This window comes from Marinomonas sp. BSi20584 (genome assembly GCF_002792415.1).
Taxonomy (GTDB): domain Bacteria; phylum Pseudomonadota; class Gammaproteobacteria; order Pseudomonadales; family Marinomonadaceae; genus Marinomonas; species Marinomonas polaris.
Map to the genome: position 1 here is coordinate 196950 of NZ_KZ454871.1, position 19946 is coordinate 216895.

23 protein-coding genes are annotated in these 19946 nt (G+C 44.8%); 14 read left to right on the forward strand and 9 right to left on the reverse strand.

What is annotated here, in order from left to right; genetic code table 11:
• Window positions 1-14: 14 nt before the first annotated feature.
• Together TY87_RS04905 and TY87_RS04910 are read right to left on the reverse strand one after the other, a co-directional pair.
• Window positions 15-578 (reverse strand): DUF1007 family protein, encoded by a 564-nt coding sequence (locus TY87_RS04905; protein WP_072838499.1) that lies wholly within the window; start codon window positions 576-578, stop codon window positions 15-17.
• A gap of 44 nt (window positions 579-622) precedes the next feature.
• Window positions 623-1585, reverse strand: a complete 963-nt coding sequence (locus tag TY87_RS04910) for a homoserine kinase (RefSeq protein ID WP_100186210.1) — start codon at window positions 1583-1585, stop codon at window positions 623-625.
• A 246-nt stretch (window positions 1586-1831) separates the two neighbouring features.
• Between TY87_RS04910 and TY87_RS04915 the strand changes: the two genes are divergently transcribed.
• Window positions 1832-2917: a GGDEF domain-containing protein gene (locus TY87_RS04915; protein ID WP_232617068.1), complete on the forward strand. Its 1086-nt coding sequence runs from the start codon at window positions 1832-1834 to the stop codon at window positions 2915-2917.
• A 49-nt stretch (window positions 2918-2966) separates the two neighbouring features.
• Here the strand turns inward: TY87_RS04915 and TY87_RS04920 are convergent, their stop codons facing one another.
• Window positions 2967-3662 (reverse strand): helix-turn-helix transcriptional regulator, encoded by a 696-nt coding sequence (locus tag TY87_RS04920; RefSeq protein WP_100186212.1) that lies wholly within the window; start codon window positions 3660-3662, stop codon window positions 2967-2969.
• A gap of 85 nt (window positions 3663-3747) precedes the next feature.
• Here TY87_RS04920 and TY87_RS04925 point away from each other — a divergent pair, with 85 nt between their 5' ends.
• The 6 genes from TY87_RS04925 to TY87_RS04945 all read left to right on the forward strand — a co-directional run bounded on the left by TY87_RS04925 (window position 3748) and on the right by TY87_RS04945 (window position 10155).
• Window positions 3748-4158 (forward strand): VOC family protein, encoded by a 411-nt coding sequence (locus TY87_RS04925; RefSeq protein ID WP_100186213.1) that lies wholly within the window; start codon window positions 3748-3750, stop codon window positions 4156-4158.
• 273 nt (window positions 4159-4431) lie between these two features.
• Window positions 4432-7167 carry a DNA polymerase I gene (polA, locus tag TY87_RS04930; RefSeq protein WP_100186233.1) on the forward strand — a complete coding sequence of 912 codons (2736 nt, stop codon included), beginning with the start codon at window positions 4432-4434 and terminating at the stop codon, window positions 7165-7167.
• A 67-nt stretch (window positions 7168-7234) separates the two neighbouring features.
• On the forward strand, window positions 7235-7693 hold the full coding sequence (locus TY87_RS04935; protein ID WP_100186214.1) for a hypothetical protein: 459 nt from the start codon (window positions 7235-7237) through the stop codon (window positions 7691-7693).
• A 498-nt stretch (window positions 7694-8191) separates the two neighbouring features.
• A complete protein-coding gene (locus TY87_RS04940) occupies window positions 8192-8389 on the forward strand; it encodes a DNA polymerase (protein WP_269777501.1) in 198 nt (65 codons plus the stop codon).
• 279 nt (window positions 8390-8668) lie between these two features.
• On the forward strand, window positions 8669-8911 hold the full coding sequence (locus TY87_RS22595) for a hypothetical protein (RefSeq protein WP_198432035.1): 243 nt from the start codon (window positions 8669-8671) through the stop codon (window positions 8909-8911).
• 20 nt (window positions 8912-8931) lie between these two features.
• Complete coding sequence (locus tag TY87_RS04945; RefSeq protein ID WP_198432036.1) at window positions 8932-10155, forward strand: Fic family protein; 1224 nt, start codon at window positions 8932-8934, stop codon at window positions 10153-10155.
• Window positions 10156-10267: 112 nt separating this feature from the next.
• Here TY87_RS04945 and TY87_RS22430 read toward each other — a convergent pair whose 3' ends face one another.
• A complete protein-coding gene (locus TY87_RS22430; RefSeq protein ID WP_157789868.1) occupies window positions 10268-10441 on the reverse strand; it encodes a hypothetical protein in 174 nt (57 codons plus the stop codon).
• 201 nt (window positions 10442-10642) lie between these two features.
• Between TY87_RS22430 and TY87_RS04950 the strand changes: the two genes are divergently transcribed.
• A complete protein-coding gene (locus tag TY87_RS04950) occupies window positions 10643-11503 on the forward strand; it encodes a DUF6624 domain-containing protein (RefSeq protein ID WP_100186216.1) in 861 nt (286 codons plus the stop codon).
• Between the two features lie 6 nt (window positions 11504-11509).
• Here TY87_RS04950 and TY87_RS04955 read toward each other — a convergent pair whose 3' ends face one another.
• Entirely contained in the window at window positions 11510-11866 is a 357-nt protein-coding gene (locus TY87_RS04955) for an NYN domain-containing protein (protein WP_198432037.1), read from the reverse strand.
• Between the two features lie 272 nt (window positions 11867-12138).
• A complete protein-coding gene (locus tag TY87_RS04960; protein ID WP_198432038.1) occupies window positions 12139-13026 on the reverse strand; it encodes a DMT family transporter in 888 nt (295 codons plus the stop codon).
• Window positions 13027-13286: 260 nt separating this feature from the next.
• Here TY87_RS04960 and TY87_RS04965 point away from each other — a divergent pair, with 260 nt between their 5' ends.
• From TY87_RS04965 to TY87_RS04985, 5 genes are all read left to right on the forward strand, one after another.
• On the forward strand, window positions 13287-13883 hold the full coding sequence (locus TY87_RS04965; RefSeq protein WP_100186217.1) for a hypothetical protein: 597 nt from the start codon (window positions 13287-13289) through the stop codon (window positions 13881-13883).
• 55 nt (window positions 13884-13938) lie between these two features.
• Complete coding sequence (locus TY87_RS04970; RefSeq protein ID WP_100186218.1) at window positions 13939-14094, forward strand: DUF2256 domain-containing protein; 156 nt, start codon at window positions 13939-13941, stop codon at window positions 14092-14094.
• 196 nt (window positions 14095-14290) lie between these two features.
• Complete coding sequence (locus tag TY87_RS04975) at window positions 14291-14674, forward strand: SpoIIAA family protein (RefSeq protein WP_100186219.1); 384 nt, start codon at window positions 14291-14293, stop codon at window positions 14672-14674.
• Window positions 14675-14888: 214 nt separating this feature from the next.
• Window positions 14889-16214 (forward strand): type II toxin-antitoxin system HipA family toxin, encoded by a 1326-nt coding sequence (locus tag TY87_RS04980; RefSeq protein ID WP_100186220.1) that lies wholly within the window; start codon window positions 14889-14891, stop codon window positions 16212-16214.
• Window positions 16211-16540: a helix-turn-helix transcriptional regulator gene (locus TY87_RS04985; protein ID WP_100186221.1), complete on the forward strand. Its 330-nt coding sequence runs from the start codon at window positions 16211-16213 to the stop codon at window positions 16538-16540. Before TY87_RS04980 ends, TY87_RS04985 begins: the two co-directional genes overlap by 4 nt.
• 11 nt (window positions 16541-16551) lie before the next feature.
• On the opposite strand, the gene TY87_RS04990 is transcribed toward TY87_RS04985, so the two are convergent.
• The gene (locus TY87_RS04990) at window positions 16552-17274 is read right to left on the reverse strand and encodes a metal-dependent hydrolase (RefSeq protein ID WP_100186222.1); all 723 of its coding nucleotides are present in this window, start codon (window positions 17272-17274) and stop codon (window positions 16552-16554) included.
• Window positions 17275-17541: 267 nt separating this feature from the next.
• On the opposite strand from TY87_RS04990, the gene mtgA reads away from it, so the two are divergent.
• A complete protein-coding gene (mtgA, locus tag TY87_RS04995; protein WP_100186223.1) occupies window positions 17542-18219 on the forward strand; it encodes a monofunctional biosynthetic peptidoglycan transglycosylase in 678 nt (225 codons plus the stop codon).
• Window position 18220: 1 nt separating this feature from the next.
• Here mtgA and TY87_RS05000 read toward each other — a convergent pair whose 3' ends face one another.
• Window positions 18221-18994, reverse strand: a complete 774-nt coding sequence (locus TY87_RS05000) for an ABC transporter ATP-binding protein (RefSeq protein ID WP_100186224.1) — start codon at window positions 18992-18994, stop codon at window positions 18221-18223.
• Window positions 18991-19929 (reverse strand): FecCD family ABC transporter permease, encoded by a 939-nt coding sequence (locus TY87_RS05005; protein ID WP_011978089.1) that lies wholly within the window; start codon window positions 19927-19929, stop codon window positions 18991-18993. The genes TY87_RS05000 and TY87_RS05005 overlap by 4 nt, the downstream gene beginning before the upstream one ends.
• Window positions 19930-19946 lie beyond the last annotated feature (17 nt).

The following is a 19946-nucleotide window of genomic DNA, read 5'->3' on the forward strand; positions in this document are numbered from 1 at the left end:
GATCACTTTATAAGTTAGGGCTTACAAGTCAAATCAACCCACACTGCAACCGATGTTTCCGTTGCTTCATGCTCAACTGGTGTACAAATTTCAGATAACGTACCAGACAAACGCACTAAACCTTCTTCCAACGGCTCCATCGCAAAATACAATTCGTCATCACCAAAGGCCAAGCTCAAAGTCGAGGTTTCAAGATTGACCGGAGTTGGCAAATCGATGCCCAAGCGAATCCACAGCATTTGATCGCGAATGCGAACATCTAAAATGTGTACTTTTTTTGGTATAAGCTCAGAGCCATCTTGCTTCATTTTGATGAAAAAGCCATAGTTTTCAAAGCTCTTTAATACCTCGATCATGTCGAGTTTTTCTTGGCCTTTAAACTCGCCATCGCCGTCAATATCGTATTCGGCAATCAAGCTTGTGGAAGTAAAAAGATCCAAACTCCACGTTGCCTCAAGGCTTTCTACATTGGCTTGATCCACCTTGACTCGATACTGTGAATCCACCCAAACATGAGGATGCGCCATGACCGATCCAGCAAACAAGACCGTAATGCACAAACACAACAAAAAACGCATCAGATTATTACCTTTTTTAAAAGTACCTTTTTTAAAAGTACCTTTTATTGGAACTCAACTAAATTCGGTGTGTGACGTACTCGCGCTTCTAAGATACGCTGAAATTCAAGCGGATCATGCTGTTGCGCTAAGCGTTCAGGGTCGTGTTTTGCGCCGTGCCATGCTTCCAAACGAGACAACCAAAAACGCAGCGCGGCGATTTTTAACATATAAGGCCAAGCGAGAATTTCCTCTGGGCTAGCTTCACGCTCATGCAAATAGGCTTTTAATAACGCCTTATATTTAGCTTTATCCAATTCGCCTGTTTTCATGTCCGAACACCAATCGTTCACCACAATGGCTAAATCGTACATCACCCAAGAATGGCAAGCGTTGTAGAAATCGATAATGGCAGACAGTTTATTACCTTCAAACAAGGTGTTGTTGAAGAACAAATCCCCGTGAATGGTGGTTTTAGGTAAGTCTGGGTATTCGGCAATAAAGACATCGAATTCTGCGATTTGTGACAACAGTAATTGTGCTTGTTCTGGCTCTAACTCGTTAGCAATGGCTTTGCTGGTTTTATGCCACCAAGCAACACCACGGTGACTATCTCGGTGAACAGGAAAATCTTCACCCGCAATATGCAACTTCGCCAAGGCCTCGCCCATTAATCGGCAAGAAGTTTCATCTGTGCCTTTTAGCTCACCGCCGGGAAAACAATCGACAATAATGGTTGGTCGGCCATTTACTTCGCGTAGTCGCTCACCATGAATGTCGATCAAAGCAGCAGGAACATTAAAACCTTTGTGTTTCAAATGCGCCACCACGTCTAAAAAATACGGCACCTCATCGGGCTGAAATTCTTCAAACAAGGTCACCACATACTTACCCGTTGTGGTGGTCAAAAAGTAGTTTGTGTTTTCTACCCCTCCGGAAATGCCTTGGAACGAAACCAGTTCACCTAAATAATAGTCAGCCACTAAGGCACGCATGTCAGAGTCCGAAAGGGAAGTGTAAACAGCCAAGTTTCTACCTATTGTTGTCTAAAAGAGATGGAATGAAAAAATAATTGCCTATGCTCTACAATTAGCTTCAAAAGGTCAATTCTAAGTAGCGTAAATCGGCCTTTTTATGTACACATTTTATCGAGCAATTTATTTATTTGTTACAACCTAGTTAATTTCAGAGACATATATTAACCAAGGGACAACAGCAAATTCATAACAAGCCTTCTATTATTGAATAACAAACTCAACTGAAAGCCTCTTGTGATGATCTATGACGATGAGAAAAAAATCACTGTATCTGCCGTATATCGGCTACTTATTGCTTCATTTTTAACAAGCACTGCTTTTGCTATTTTTTTTAACACTTACCCTACTACCCATATCATCGATTCGATAATTCCAAGTATCGACGCTATCGTTCTACTTATTGTACTAATCTACTATCACTACAATCCCCACACAGATATAAATAAAATCATTGTTTTTTATATCATTTTTTTCATTCTGACCTTTTCACCGTCGACTATTTACTATGTCTTTATGGCTTGGAACAGTGAGTGGCGATTTGTCGATGAATATCCACCGGTTACAGGTCTTATGATGGCGATTATCATGCTGGGTATCATCATGCTACCAAAGCAGTATCGACGTTATATTGTGCTGATGTGGGCATCCATTGCCCTACCCATTATTACTTATCTGCTAAACCATCCTGACGAATTACAAACACCCCGAGGCTATGAATTAATCGGCACTTTTGGCCCTGCAAGCTTGCTGCTTTATGTTGTATTCCCTTTCCAAAAGAGCATCCGCAAACACATAAACAAAGTGACTGGCGACCTTCGTCGCTACGAGCTAGAAGCAGGGCGAGATTATTTAACCGATATCTATAATCGTAGAGGCTTGGACCTTTGGTTAGGACAACTCAATCATGATGATAGGATTAGCGTTCTACTGATCGATGTAGACCATTTTAAGCAAATAAATGACCGTCATGGTCACTCGATTGGTGACCGAGTTTTGGTGGAAGTGGCATCTCGTCTACGGACTATTTACTTCGAAAAACATACCATTGCCCGTTGGGGCGGTGAAGAATTCGCTGTGGTATTAGTTAACCCAAAAACTAATACCTTGCCTTTTATTGGCTCTATGTTTCAACACGCATTAGGCACCTTGCCATATAAATCTGTTGGCAAAATTACCGTTAGCGTTGGTGTATCTAGCATCGCCCATCACGATGACTTTTTAGACTTGGTCAACCAAGCCGATTTAGCCTTGTACGCCGCTAAAAATAACGGCCGCAACCAAGCGGTTATGTTCAACAGCATTCATCCTCAACTAGACGATTAAGCCAAAAAGATCAGCGTTAGTGTGGGAGGTAATATTAAAAACATACTATTTAACGCTTATTCAGCCAAGTCTGCTCACGCCATAACTCCCAGCGCTGTCGTAGCTCATTACCTGCAATCGGAACGCTAGTATCCAAACGGTCCATTTGTCGAATCCTATCAACTCGAAAATGACGATACTGCTGACGCTTTTCGCACCATGCGATTAATAAGCAATATGCTTCGTCATAACCTAGGATAATGGGCCACACCACTCGTTCGGAGTCATTACCATCTCGATCAAAATAGGTAATCCGTATCTTTTTGTTTGCTCTAATTGCCTCTCGTAAATAACGAGTATCCTGTTTTTCTGGCTCTAACTCTCTGGGTTTTATGCGAACACCCGCATCGCTAAGACTCGATATTAAACTTTGGGGAATTACGTCTCTAATTTTAGAAAAGACATCTTTGGCGGAATTGCCGATTGTTTTATCTGGAAGGCTTTGCACTAGCTGAACACCTAAAACCAGCGCCTCCAGTTCATCTCGCGTAAACATTAAAGGAGGCATGTTGTAAAATTCGCTTAATGTATAACCTAAACCCACCTCTCCTTCGATTGGAACCCTTTGCCCAACCAAATCGGTAATGTCTCGATAAACCGTTCGCTTAGAAACCTCTAACTCCTCAGCCAACTTAGCCGCGGTCACAGGTCTATTTACCCGCCTCAATATCTGAATGAGTTGAAACAATCTATCGGCACGTCGCATTTTTTTCTCCTATTGCCACAACGCTGTCAGCATCAGGGTGACATACTCATTTTGCACTCTCTGATTCTCATTAAAAAGGTGAAGTATGAATCTATTTTCCACTCGGCTCATTGTTAACGACATCAAAAAGATGGTTGGCTTCTACGAATATATAACCGAACGGGAAGCCGACTGGCTCGTTCCTGTATTTGCTGAACTAAAAACAGAAAAGGCTCATTTAGCATTCGGCAGTATAGAAACCGTTGCCCTGTTTAAAGAAGGTTGCGCTGAACCCTCATCCAACCGCACGGCGATTCTTGAATTCTTAGTAGATGATGTTGATAAAGAATTTGAACGTCTGGAAAACAAGGTCGATCTGGTTCACTCCCCTAAAGATATGCCTTGGGGTAACCGAACCTTTCAATTTAGAGACCCAGAAGGCAACCTAGTGTCGTTTTTCACACCTAAAACCAGCGCGGCAAAAGATCGATTTAATCTATGTCATCGACAAGCCTAGTGTCTCAACGTCCACTTTCTATATTGGCCTAACCTTCGTTAGGCCAAAAACAGGTTTTTATTGTTGGATGTCTCTTATCAAAACCAACTATTGAATAATGAAAGAAATCTTTCGCTCATACAGGTCTATTATTACAAGTGAGAATCCTGCTTAAAACTTAATTCGCCGTTTTGGCTGTAAAAACACGCTCAAACACATAGAATAGACCTCATATTTGCCGATTCACAAAGAGGTTCTATTTTGGCTACGGATTCAACAACACGCACTCCACCTATGGTTTTGGTAGACGGCTCGTCTTACCTTTACCGAGCATTCCATGCGATTCCACCGATGCACACCAGCGATGGTCACCCAACCAACGCCACGCGCGGTGTGATCAGCATGATCCGCAGCCTAATCAAAACCTACCCAGATTCCCCTATGGTGATCATCTTCGATGCCAAGGGTAAAACCTTCCGCGACGAGATCTACAGCGAATACAAAGCGCACCGTCCACCGATGCCGGACGACTTACGTCCGCAAATCGAACCAATTCACCGTGTGGTGGAAGCTATGGGCTTGCCTTTGGTCATTGTTGATGGTGTAGAAGCCGACGACGTGATCGGCACCATCGCCAAACAAGTGGGCGAACAAGGCCGTGAAGTGGTGGTTTCCACGGGCGATAAAGACATGGCTCAGTTGGTTACCGACAAAGTCACCCTTGTGAACACCATGAACAACACGGTAATGGACATCCAAGGCGTAAAAGACAAATTCGGCATTCCGCCAGAACTGATCATCGATTACCTCGCACTGATGGGCGACAAAGTCGATAACATCCCAGGCGTACCAGGCGTGGGTGAAAAAACCGCTCTTGCCTTACTACAAGGCTTGGGTAGCATCAAAGACATCTACACGCGCTTAGACGAGATCGCAGATTTAGGCTTCCGTGGTTCTAAAACCATGAAGCAAAAAATGGAAGACAACAAAGAGATGGCCGAGCTGTCTTATACCTTGGCGACCATCAAATGCGACGTAGAATTGCCTTTCGAACCACAAGAATTGAAAAACGGCGAAGCGGACAAAGAAAAGCTGCGTGAATGGTTCACCAAGCTAGAATTCAAAACTTGGTTGTCTGACCTAGACAAAGCGCCAAGTGTCGAAACCGCCAGCGATACCGTTGGTAATGACGGCCAAGTGGAAACACCGATTAAATCCAACATCGAAGCCAACTACGAAACCGTCTTAGACAAAGCAAGCTTCAACAAATGGCTAGAAAAAATCCAAGCCGCTGAGCTGGTTGCTTTTGACACAGAAACCACGTCCCTCAACTACATGGCTGCGGAACTGGTTGGCTTGTCCTTCTCGGTAGAAGTGGGCGAAGCGGCTTACATTCCGGTGGCTCACGACTACGAAGGCGCGCCAGAACAGCTAGATCGTGCTTGGGTGCTAGAACAGCTGAAACCTTGGCTAGAAGACGATAGCCAAGCAAAAGTCGGCCAGCACCTAAAATACGACGCCAACGTACTAAACAACTACGACATCACCTTGCGCGGCATCGCTTACGACACCATGTTGGAATCTTACGTTTACAACTCCGTGAGTTCACGTCACGACATGGACACTCTTGCCAGCAAGTTCCTCGGCCACACCAACGTGAGCTTTGAAGACATCGCCGGCAAAGGCGCTAAGCAAAAAACCTTTAACCAAATCGACTTAGAGGTCGCGGCGTTTTATGCGGCAGAAGACGCCGACATCACCTTGCGTTTGCATCAAGCCATTTGGCCGAAAATCGAAACTACGCCAGAATTGGTCAGCATCTTTAAAGACATCGAATGCCCATTGATTCCGGTCTTGGCTAAAATGGAACAAACTGGCGCCTTGATCGACCCAGAACTCTTGCACCTGCAAAGCACTGAAATCGCAGGCAAACTGCAAGAGCTAGAAATCAAAGCCCACGAAGAAGCGGGCGAAAGCTTCAACCTAAGCTCGCCAAAACAACTGCAAGTCATCTTGTTCGAAAAACAAGGCTTGCCGGTTATCAAGAAAACACCAAAAGGCCAACCATCCACGGCAGAGCCGATCTTGCAAGAACTGGCACAAGACTACGAACTACCACGTTTGATCATGGAACACCGCAGTCTGTCTAAGTTGAAATCCACTTACACCGACAAACTGCCAGAGATGATCCAGAAAACCGGACGGATTCACACCTCTTACCACCAAGCCATTACCGCGACAGGCCGTTTGTCGTCGACCGATCCGAACTTGCAGAACATCCCAATTCGTTCTGCCGAAGGTCGTCGTATTCGCCAAGCCTTCATCGCGCCTAAAGGCTACAAGTTAGTGGCGGCCGACTACTCTCAAGTCGAATTACGCATCATGGCGCACTTGTCCCAAGATCCGGGCTTATTAGACGCTTTCACCAAAGACGCCGACGTGCACAAAGCCACTGCTGCGGAAGTGTTCGAAGTCAGCCTAGACGAAGTTACCACAGAACAGCGCCGCCGCGCCAAAGCCATCAACTTCGGCTTAATCTACGGCATGTCCGCCTTTGGTCTAGCGAAACAACTTGGCATTGGTCGCCCAGAAGCGGGCAAATACATCAAACGCTACTTCGAACGTTACCCAGGCGTACAGCAATACATGGAAAACACCCGCGAAGGCGCGAAAGAAAAAGGCTACGTGGAAACCATCTACGGCCGCCGCTTGTATTTACCAGACATCAAAGCGAAAAACGCCATGATGCGCCAAGCCGCCGAACGCACCGCGATCAACGCCCCGATGCAAGGCTCAGCTGCCGACATCATCAAACGCGCCATGATCAAAATGCACGACTGGCTACAAAACACCGGCCTAGACGTGAAAATGATCATGCAAGTACACGATGAACTCATCTTTGAAGTGGCCGAAAAAGACCTCGACGCCGCCAAAGAGAAAATCGTCGACATCATGCAAAACAGTAGCCAGATAGACGTGCCGTTGTTGGTTGAAGCTGGGGTTGGAGATAATTGGGACGAGGCGCATTAAGGCTCTAAAATAACAAATGAATACGAGCAAGGCTCAAGGAAGAGCCTGCTTTAAACTAAGGGATTAAATGGAAACCACCATTCTACATAGCGACCTTTCAGTCGAATGGATGTCGCACAAACGAAGTAAAAACGTCTTTGTTACGACAACAAACGACTTACTTTCATTTGGCACCTTTCCTAAAAACAACGCTCACTGGCCAGAACTTGAGATTAGATTGAAAGTCGGCTTTGCAGGCTTTGGAAGAACAAGGTCTGGGGCATTTGGCATTAGACATATCTATGAAAAACATAGCCAAGAAATTGGCATTACCTGCCCAAGTCAAGTATCGGGTTATATAGAATCTATCATCACTGACGGAGCAACCGTCATTGTTGACACAGTGAAAGACGAAAACGCCGCGCTGGTTATTGAGTCCAAGACTGGGCTGGTCATTTTAAGACTATCTAAAGACAAAACCTATTACGACATTATCAGCGCCTACGATAGAAAATCCCACCCAGGGACAGTAATCGCAATGATATAAAACAGGCATAAAAAAAGAGCATGACAAATGCTCTTTTTTAAAATGGAAAATGATAGTTCGTGGCAGCCCTTTAGCTCTTTGGGGTCAGGGTGACTAAACAATGTTTAGTCTAACCATCAACAATGATGTCACTGGCGAATCATTGGTAGCGTGAGAACATATGGACAATCCAGTAATGAGTCATATGTTAAGCCCTTCTACATGGTCAATTTTAGTACTGACACCAACGTATTGCAACCGACAACAAACAGTCGTGATAAAAAACCTTCAGGCAGGCTGTAAAATAATCAAGATAGTCTGATCGAAAGCTTTTTTTACCCGCAGCTTCCTAGCGAATACCGACTTACTTTGAGTACAAAAAAACTCCTAAGCAAATCCGCTACATCAAGTAGCCTCATTGAAAGGAGCCGTGTTGAGATTAATTATGTGCCAGTAGTCCATTTTTCGCAACGCCGAAATGATTACTCTAGATATAAGTGCTGAACTATTATCAAATACATCATGACAATAATGCTCGACTGGTTCGCCAACACCGACCTAGATGTCAAAATGATCATGCAAGTACACGATGAACTCATCTTTGAAGTGGCCGAAAAAGACATCGACGCTGCCAAGAAAAAAATCGTCAACATCATGCAGAACAGCAGCAAAATCGACGTGCCTTTGCTTGTAGAAGCGCGAGTTGGAGACAGCTGAGATGACGCGCATTAAGTGCCTATTTTTAAAAAGCCCAGATAACAAATCATACTCAAGATAAACCATATAGAAACGCTTACTTACACAGCCTGTAAACATTTTCTTAAAGAAATGACGATTTGTAACAAAAATCTTAGCTCCGTAAACATTTTCTTAGATTAAATTGCAGTTAGGCGTATCCAACACCAAGGAACAATGCCTAGAATGTAACTATTATCTTAGTGAATGAAGCAGATATAACTAAAATCTTAGTTTTGTAAAAATTTTTTGGTGCTGAATATGACAAATACATCCGTAGGCTACGCATACTTACTGGAGCGCACAGATATAAAAGCGCTGCCGTTGCAAGTATCTGCCCGTGTTATGCCAGTAACTAAGGTACAGCTAATTGACAATACATTAGCAACGCCTGCCTCATTAAAGCCTTCGGATAAGATACTCGATCACATTCTTTTTGCACTGAAATACGAAGACCTTAATTTTCTCAAACACTGCTCAAAGTTAGTGCAGAAGCGCTCCTAGAGTGCTATGAATCCGCTCCTATGGGGAAATATATCCGTATTGCCTGCCTACTTTGGGAACACTTTCATCAGCAATCATTACCACGCACCACTGAACTAATACGTGGTAACTATATCCCTTTATTAGATCCAAAGCGTTTTATCACCGCAGATAATCAGACGAATAAACGCTGGCGCGTCCATGTCAATGTAATCGGCTCCTTAGACTACAGCATCATCGTGAAGCGAACTGAGCGGCTTGAAAAGGCATTGGCCAAAAACACTTTGCAAAAAGCCAAAGAGTTTACTGATGAGTTAGATGACGCCATGCTCAACCGAGCTTTATCTTGGGTGTATCTCAGTGAAACCAAAGATTCCTTCGCTATCGAGAAAGAGCAGCCCGATACCAATAAAATCCAGCGGTATACCAACCTACTGAGACAAGCACACATTCCCCGTGTAATCGATGAAGACTATTTAGCAGAATTGCAAAAGGCCACGATCAACAACCCCTATGAATGGGCCGTCTCCTATCGCAATGAGCAGAACTACTTAATTAATGCTCCTGGATCTATTGGCGTTACGTATATACCACCCTCACCGAATTTATGCCGTGAACTCATGCAAGAGTGGGAGCAATTGACCAACCAGTTACCAGAGCAAGTAGATCCTATTGTACTTGGTGCGGTCATCTCATTTGGTTTTGTATTCTTACACCCTTTTATGGATGGGAATGGACGCTTATCACGCTTTATGTTTCATCACGTATTATGCCGCAGCGGTCAGCTCGCGAATGGCTTGTTACTGCCTGTCTCGGCCGTTTTGTATAACAAAGAGCGAGAGTATCTGGCTACATTAAGCGCTTACTCCTCCGAAATCAGAACCTTCTGGCAAGTTGACTACCTCGACACAGAAAACTATGCTTTTGAGTTCAAAGGTCATGAATCTATCTATCGCCATTGGGATGGCACCGCCTGTGCTGAGTTGATGGCAGAAGCATGCGACGAAGCCATGGAACACTATATCAAGCAGGAAGTGGCGTATCTCAACCAATACGACGCTCTAAAACGCCATATCAATAAGCAGTACGATATTAATGACAGAACACTTTCAAAGTTGGTCGTCTTCTGTTTAGAGCAAAGCGGCAAGATATCTAAGAAGCGTAGAGATCAGTTTCAATATGAAGTTCCCACTGATGCCTTTGACGCTTTAGAACAAGCCTACTTAGAAATATTATTTAAAGAAGATTTAGATAATACGCCATGATCAAAATTCACGACGGAGCAATTGTGCAAAAATTGAGGTCGGATGAAAATTAATCCACCTGACTCGATTTTCTACCGCGCTTTTTTGGCGTCACTTGTCTATCCGTTAGCTTCTAGATCTCTTCTTTAAATCTGTCATTCCCCAATGCCATGTCGGACTGGGTGGCTGTGCGTACTCGACCTAGTTCCTCATGTGATACGTGTACTTTGAACAAGGCTTGGTATCGTTTAGCGCAGCCTTTTTGTTGGCGACTCAATTGGATATAGAGGTCATGGGTTATTTTCATCAGCCCCACTTTTCGCACTTTAAAAATATCTATTATCCTTGCAACACGTACCGGAAGTTTTTAGAATCACACACAGTGCTTCAGGGCGCATCCGACTCGCGGAAAAAGGTTAACCTTACCTGTAATGCTCCACCCTTTTATATGACATTTTAGCTTTCTGTGCTTTCGCGAGTTAAGTGCAACCTATATAGGAGAGCTTAAATGAAAACCTTGCCAAATAATCCCAGCATTGAATATCTACATCGTGCCGCACGTACTTTACGATCTAAACATCGTTCAGGCGATCCAAGTGTCGTAGAGCTGATCAGCCATTTCGATACTTCTTTTCAAAACTTGCAAACTGAGCAAGTCTTATTGCAACCTTTTTCTATTCTAGATGCACAGAGAGTCACGGCTCGACAGTATGGCTTTGCCAGTTGGCGCCGCTTGAAATTATTCATTCAAAAATCCACTCAACCAAGTGCCTACTATGATCCAACACTCGCGGAGCAGTTAACTCGACGCAATGCTATGCGCATTGCTCTGATGCGCCGTTATTCACCTAAAAAAGCTGGCTGGTTCGACCACTTAGATGATTTTAATGAAGAGTCCGTCGAGATGCTCGAAGCAATCTATGACAAATACGGGTGGCTCGGCCCTCAAATCGTTGGACGAGAAGGGATGGAGGCGTGTTACTGGTTAGGCATTAACTGCTTGAAGAACAGCCAATTTCAATATCGAAGTGCTGAATTAATGCGTGAGGCTTTGCCTTTAGGCGAGTGCTATGGAGGGTATTACGCCGTCTCGATTGATCGTTGGTTAACGCTCTCTTATCAACCATCCATCTTTGGCGCATTCAATGACTTCAATGAGCGCAGTGATCGGGTGGAATACAGCGACAATGTCGTTGACCCAAAGAACCTAAACAAGAGACGTGCGCAAGTAGGTTTGATCAATTTAAACAAAGCCAATGAAGAATGGGCTGATATGATTCGTCAGCGTAAAGCTTATCGATACACCAAAGATGAGTGGCAGGCACTAATACGCAAATGGGCATTAGAAGGCGGCTATATTGCTGCCTAGCAGCCATTAGCCTATGCGCGCCATTGCAGTCAGATAACTTTCTATCTGACTGCGACTCTTCGGCAATTTGGTTTTATCAACTGAGTAGTTGCCCTTTATGGTCTGCAATCTACCTTGGCGGTGATTATGCAACGCAAGATGATAAGCTCGTTGATCCTTCAAAGAGCTGCTATCCGATGCTGCGCGTTCAGTTATTTCAGCGGTAAAAAACTTAACTGCCAGTTCATCTAGAATGGATTCGGGAGCGCCAGAACGTACCAGTAAGGTTTCAATAAGAGAAACAGGATCCAACCATTTATATGGCGTACCTTTTAAGCAACCAAAGTAGAAGTTGTAACCATCGATGTAAACTCTCGTTTTCATATTTTCAGTCCAATTACTTGTAGGTCATGATGACTGGTGAGTCGAATACCAAAGGAAAAAGAAGAGAGGTAAGGACTGTCCATATCCATTATTTATTTGCACCTTCCAAGGCCCAGATGTGAAAAAACCGGCACTAGGCCGGCTTATTCGTCCAACTCCAGGGGTCTGTATATCGCCACGCGTGGAAGAAGGATAAGTTGTGCTCAAAATATAACCAAGCAAAGTTTACATTGCAATCTCTATATCATTAAGAGTTAAGAACCAGACCAAAACTATTCACAAGTACGCTGTAAGTAGATCACGTACAGTCCACTGGCAATGACAATGCCCGCTCCTACAATGGTCCATCTGTCCGGTAGTTCGCTAAATACTAAGAAGCCGATAATGGTGGCAAACACCAGTAAACTGTAGTTGAACGGTTGTAATACCGAGGCTGGTGCATACTCTAGAGCTTTCACTAGCAATAGCTGTGCGGCGACACTCATAATCGAGATCACGGCCAATAAAACCCATTCCTGCATGCTTGGTGCACGCCATGCCGTCACACCAAAGAGGGTTGCACACACGAAGCCGATCAACGCCATATACAATATGTTGGTATGAAAACCATCACCCGCTGAACTCACCTGACGAGTCACCACGTGGTAGCAGGCAAAACACAGGGCGGCGGTTAATGGTATCAATGACTCAGGTTTGAAGACGTCCAGCCCAGGCCGAAGGATAACGAGCGTTCCTGCAAAGCCTACACAAACCGCTAACCAAGATTTCATGCTTACCCGTTCCCCTAGGATGGGGGCCGCCAAAGCTATCGCCATCAATGGGAACGCTGCCATCAGCGAATGGGATTCTGCCAAGCCAAGATGACGCAGAGCTAGATTAAAAATCGCAATCTCAGCGATGGATAATAAGGAGCGCAATACTTGTAACTTAGGACGAACCGAGCGTAATGCATGGCGAATGGTGCTGGTGCGTGACACCCAAACGATGGCAAACAAGGCAAATACCCAATAGCGCACTAATACCACTTGCGCCACGGACATATCCTGCACGAGGATTTTCGTCACGGCATCTTGTGACGCGAATACCAACATCGCCGCTAAACATAACAGCACACCTTTCCCTACTAAGGTGCGCTCCGCTTCCATTTCCAATGGGCTCATTTGGTTATTCGCCTTTAATCGTTCGTTTAATAATCGGATTGTAGAGCATCTCAATAAAGTTGAATATCTCGACTTTGGGCTTCAATCCCAACGCTACATCGGACTAGGTTGCTATGCGTACTCTATCGAGTACTATTTATATCTAACCGATTTACCTTAAACGACCTGTTTCAGTGCAAATCTGACGTGTTTTGTCCGTCTGTTTCGTGATGAAGTCGGTAGAATAAGTTTTACTATGATGGTTAGAGCTAGGCAGGCAGATGGATTTCAATATAAAGCTTATTTTTAGTGTCATCGCCATTGTGTTGGCGATCATTGGCTTTGTGCCTTACATTGCGCTGATCTTACGCGGCCAAGTAAAGCCTCACGTATTTTCGTGGGTGATTTGGGGCATTACCACCACCATCATTTTCTTTGCTCAGCTGGAAGCCGAGGGCGGCGTAGGCGCATGGCCTATTGGGTTATCAGGCTTTGTTACAATTTTCATTGCCATTCTGGCGTATATAAAGCGTGGCGATGCCACTATTAGCAAGTTGGATTGGGGCTTTTTAATCGTGGCGTTGGCGTCGTTACCGCTGTGGTACATCACCAATGATCCCTTGTGGACAGTGGTAATTCTGACCACAGTCGATATGATAGGTTTTGGCCCCACCTTCCGCAAAGCCTACCATCGCCCCTTTGAAGAAAGTCGTGTTTTTTTTATTATTATAATTTTACGTAATGTGTGTTCCGTTGTGGCGCTCGAAGCCTACTCGGTTACCACGGTACTGTTTCCATTCTGCTTGGCAGTAGGAGCTTTGGTTTTACTGATTATCTTGCAACACCGTCGCAGTGCACTGTCTCAGCAAACGTCGTAATTGGACTGGCGATGTCAACTGATCCTAAGTCATCGCTGTTTACGTAAAAACAGCTATGACTCATAAAAAACTACATTTACCTGAAAAGATTTGCCCAGTCTGCCAGCGTCCATTTGCATGGCGCAAGAAGTGGGAACGCGATTGGTCTCAGGTGAAGTACTGCTCTGAACGCTGCAAACGCCAAGCAAAAAAGTCGCTTTCCTTGGCGTGATGTCGAACGGAAAAAGACTCGTTCAGCCTCCTACTGTTAATGGTTTCCCCTTTTTCTATTGTCTTTGCTGACAATCATGACAAAAAGCGTAAATTTCACGCTGCTTGCTGACTATCAATGCTGAGTTAATCAACTTTCAAACAGGACACTTTGTTTTACAGTATTAGTATCAATTAAAACGACTCAGGAGCGAGTTATGTCTGTCTACGAGAGCGGTGTATCACTGAATGCAAAGCGTTATAACGACAAGCTGTTACTTAACATTAAAACATCGGGCCACCCAAGTGATATGGATTTTGAAAACATTACGCCTAAACTAGAAGCAGCGCTTTACTCTATCCATTCCCCATACGCGGTATTGCTAGTCGATATTAGTGAATTTGAAGGCTGGAGCATGAAAAGCGCTTGGTCGGAGTTTTTATTAAGCCAACGACTCGGCGGTGAATTTAATCGCATTGCCATCTATGGGAAGAATCGTTGGCAAAACCGACTTATCCGTATGATCAGCTGGTTTATCTCGGCAGACATCAAGGTGTTCAAGCGTAAGAAAGAAGCCACAGACTGGGTTATGTCTTCATAAGCCAGTCTTGCATGGTTGAACGACTTAACCTGTTTCATGTATCGACAGCCACTTATTCATATCCCAAAAAGTGAGCTGTGAACCAATCTATGCCATACAAAATGAGCAACATTGTGCTCAAAAATAACTTTTACCGACATTTTTGAGCAATTAATTTCTCAAAAAACACTTCCAATGACTATAATGAGCAAAACTATGCACATATAGGCATTCAATGAAAGCACTCACGATTCAAGCTCTGACTCAACAACAATGGCGCGATATCGCCATATTAAAGCTACTCAGTCCTGAAAGAGGGACAGCGAGTCCAAGTCGCCTTGGTTATGAATTCGAGTATGCTGTTGAATGGTTAGACTTTCATGATGAGCATGCTTGCAGCTTAGTGCTACCCGTACAAATTATGATTGAGCATGAAGCCGATCATTGGTTTGGCTTTTTAGAAGATATTGTTCCTGCTGGCGCAGCCCGCCGCTATTTAATTGATTTCTGGGGGCTTCAAGCGCTTTCTTCTAGTGAACAAGACAGTGTCTTATTGACAAAAGGCACTATCGCACCAGTAGGCAACTTGAGAATAAAAGAATCCCTCCCGAGTTTGCCTGCTGACTCAACCCTTCATCTTCGAAAATTCACTTTAAATGATGTGGTCGAACGCGACTCTAGCTTTTTAGAATATGCTCAAGAAATGGGAGCCATTAGTGGCGGCGCAACAGGCGCAGGTGGAGAAGCGCCTAAGCTGTTATTACGTTGCTCTGACCATGAAGAAATTTGGATTGATACCTTTCAAGAACAACATGATATTGCCGATGCCTATTATTTAGTGAAGTTTCCTCGTGGTAGAAAAACGCAAGATGATTGTGATATTTTGCGAGCGGAATATCACTTTTACCATGAGCTAACAGCGATGGGATTTAATACGATCAGCACGGAAAACATGAAACTACAGGAGGGAAGTCGATACCCTTCTCTTTGGCTACCTAGATTTGATACGCATTGGAATGGGAATAACTGGGAGCGCTTCGGTTTGGAGTCTATTTTTTCTGTGTTAAACAAACCAGCAGGAAGCTACCTTAACCATTTTGAGGTCATCCGTTCTGTTTGTAACTTATTACAAAAGCGATCAACAGAGTTTGATGCTGAACGTTTTTTGTGCGATTGGTTAACACGCGATTTGCTCAATATCGCTTTCGGCAACTCAGATAACCATGGTCGAAATACGGCTCTGCTCAAAAAACCGAATAATATTTGGCTATCCCCTATTTATGACTTTGCGCCAATGAAGGTCGATCCTGAAGGTGTTACTAGAACGACAAAATGGGGCTCACCATTTGAAGAAGGCGGAGAATATCGTTGGCAAGCTATTACTGAAGAACTTAACGATTTGTGCCCAAGTGAAACATCGCTGTCGGCGTTAAAAGAAACAGCCAGCAAACTTGTTGGGTTACAACAACGCTTAGAAGCAAGAGGGGTTCCTGAACGTATCTTAGAGGTTATTCAAATTAAATGGTTAGAAGCAAAACTCAATCGCTGGGGACTTTTATGAGCATGACAGCTGAACAACGCCAAGCTTTACTCGTAGCACTTTTACAAAAACATCTTTTAGGTGAAATCACCCAAGGGCAAATGTTAAAACGTCTTCGCAAAGAGGTACTTGGTTTTTCCCAAACTCGCTACGCAGAATTAGTTGGCGTTAGCCGTCGCACCTTGACCGATATCGAGCAAGACAAAGGCAGCCAAATACAGAGTATTATCGATAAAGTATTCAAGCCATTAGGAATGAAATCTGGATTAACTCCAATTCACCCTCATGTAGCAAAGCAGATGATGGCTGGTGCTCAACTTGATGGTGACTTAAAAGTGAAACCGTAATGTTATGAGCTCTAGCTCCACAAGTGATTAAACTCATTCAGTCCCTGCTTTATCCACTCAGCCAAACGTTCTGGCTCCGGCCACCAAGCAAAAGCATCGAGCCAAGCATCAGCACTTGGGCTGAGCCAGTAGCCCACCACACATCCAAGTACTAACAAAATAGAAGCTAGCGGCTCGCCCCAGTCGGTGATTTTCATAGCCGTGCCAAATGAACGTTTAATACGCATCCCAGACAGCTCGATGCTGTATAACTCATCGAGAACCAGATGAATGGTCGCACCAAGAAACACAAAAGCACCAATGCACCACGCGGTTTTCGCTGGCAAAGCGAACAGGTGATACGTCGCTGGCACAGCAAGAATGGCAAACATTATATTCGCCAGCACACTGTGTAACGTGCCTCTGTGAATGGTGAATTGCTCAAATCCCCAACGAATGGGAAATCGCACCAGCAGATAGCTGACAATCGCTAACGCGAGAATTTGCCAATGCAGTAACTTATCCATGCCAAATGCAATCGCTAAGCCACCCGCTAAAGCACCAAACAATCGAAATATTAATCGAATGGCCGCCGAGTCATCGGCGTCTATATCGGGCAATAGTCCGCCAAATGTGCCAGCTAACGCATAAAAAATCGCTTCGTTCATGTTGGCAAAGCCCATAATAAACGTGCTTGCTGCCAATGGTGCGCTGAGTATGGCAGCCACGGTAACGTGGGTTTTAAAATCGGCCATTTGATGTTGCCCTTATTGCGATGATCTAAAGTAAGATATTGTTTTATATAGTTAAAAGTTAGTGGGCGCATACTACAGGAATAAAGCAACAGAATTAAAGACAGTCAGATGTAAAGGAATAATAAACTTCCAAGCTTCTCAATTTGCCATTCAAGTTTTTCATGATGAGCCCACTTGTCAGAATTAAAGGAGACCGATGCCTTTTTTGTTTATACTTATGCTTGTTGCGGGCTAGAAAGCCCCATTAAAACTATTAAGAGACAATGAATGGCAAAGCGTAAACAAGGTATATTCGGTAGGATTTGGTTTGTTGTTTGGCGTTTTTTGCTATTTCTCATTCTCATCTTGTTGTTGTTTCGCTTTGTGCCACCACCGACAACAGCGTTTATGCTGCAAAGCCAGTATCCGGTCAAACACACTTGGATTAGCATTGATAAGTTACCGACTTATATGCCGTTGGCGGTGGTAGCTTCAGAGGATCAGCGTTTCCCTGATCACTTAGGTGTCGATTTTGCTGCCATCAGTAAGGCGCTAAGCCAATACGACGATGGCGATGGTCTTCGTGGTGCGAGTACGATTACGCAGCAAACTGCAAAGAACCTCTTTCTCTGGTCTGGTCGTAGCTTTGTTCGAAAAGGCCTAGAAGCTGGCTTAGCGGTGAGCCTTGAAGCACTTTGGGGCAAGAAACGTATTCTAGAAGTATATTTAAACATAGCGGAATTTGGCAAAGGCATTTACGGTGTTGAAGCCGCGAGCCAGCATTATTTTGGTAGATCTGCCAGTAAACTCACCATGAACCAAGCCGCGCGATTGGCCGTATTATTACCAAGCCCGCGCACTCGAAATCCTAACGCTTTAACCTATTATCTTCGTCAAAGAGTGGATTGGGTTGAACGCCAAATGCAGCAACTTGGCCCTGATTATCTCAAACCAATTATTGAGTAAATTAGGCTATTGGCACAAATAGTGGTTTGCCGTTTAGTTCTGTCATGGCCAGTTTCTGGCGATAAAGCGGTTCTAGATTTTGCTGAGTTAATAAGCTAGCGGCTTTTCCCCAGATTGGTGGACGGTCTGGGTACAAAAGCAGTACATGAGAGCACCATTGAGCAGCAACGTTCACATCGTGCAGTGACATAACGACCACTTTATCCATGCTAGTTTGTTCTGCGAGTAAACCCATTACTGCGACTTGATAATGCAAATCTAGATGATTAGTCGGTTCGTCCACCAGCCATACATCTGGCGCTTGCGCCGTTAAAGCCGCTAACGCTGCACGTTGTCGCTCCCCACCCGATAAACTGTTTAACGCCCGTTGTGCAAACTCCGCCAAGTCCAAACGCTCTAACGCCGCGTGCGCTAGAGCTAGGTCCTGTTCGCTCTCCATTTCCCAAGGCGATAAATGAGGAAAGCGTCCTAACAAGACAGTTTCCAGCACGCTCGCAGGGAAGCCATCTTGATGCTCTTGAAACATAATGCCAATTTGCTGCGCGAGTCTTAAGCGATGCAATTCGGTAATAGGTTGGTCATTTAATTCAATAGTGCCTAGTGCTGGCGTTTTCAAAGCTGCCAGAGTATGCAGCAAGGTAGTTTTTCCAACGCCATTTGGCCCCAAAATCCCCCACATTTGGCCAGCTTGAAAGGTTAATGACAAAGCATGCGTTGGTTGGGGGGATTTATTAGGTATCGCCGCCAGCAATTGAGTTAATTTCAGCTTGGTCATAAGCGCCCCCGTTGCAATAGGTACAAGAAGGTTGGCACCCCAAGCAACGCAGTGATGACGCCTACAGGCAGTTGCTCTGGGGCAATAACAGTACGTGCCAAGGTGTCAGCAAGTGTTACCAAACAACCGCCAGCTAGAGCACTTGCGGGCAGAATCAGTCGCTGATCATTGCCCAAGACCATACGCAGCATGTGTGGAATGACCAAACCAACAAAACCAACACTACCGGCCGTTGTCACTGCAATCGCGGTCAATAAACTGGCTAACAAAAAAACAAAGCGTTCGAGGCTTTTCACATTCACACCAAGTGCCGCTGCTTGCAAAGGCCCACGAGCCAACACATTGAGGCTGCGCCCGAGCGGCATTAAAATCAAGCAGGTCGGAACCAATACCAGCCAAGCTAACCATGGCGTGCTGGCGTAGGATAAATCGCCCATCAACCAATACAACATACCAGGGATTTTATGGGGCGGCGCGAGGGCCAACATAAGTGTAATCAACGCACCCCAACCTGCAGCAATCACCACGCCAGTTAGTAACAACCGCATAGTCGCCGTATTACCCAAGCGAGCAGATAAACCAAATACCAATAAAGTAGATAAAACCGCGCCGAGAAACGCCATGCCTGACATCAAAACCCCACTGATTCCAAGCAAAATCGCCGCCAGCGCTGCCACGGATGCGCCACCTGAAATCCCCAACACATAAGGATCTGCCAATGGGTTCCGAAGGAGGATCTGCATCAAAGCTCCCGCCACGGCCAACAAACCGCCCGTAGCAAACGCCGCCATAACACGAGGCAAGCGCAGCTCTAATACGAGAGTTTGATTAAGACCCGAGCCTTGCCCAAGCAAAGCCTGCCAAACAGCGTAAGGCGATAAGTTGACGCTGCCTTGGGTGATCGCAAACACGACACTAAGCATCGACACACACATTAATACCCCAAGTGGCA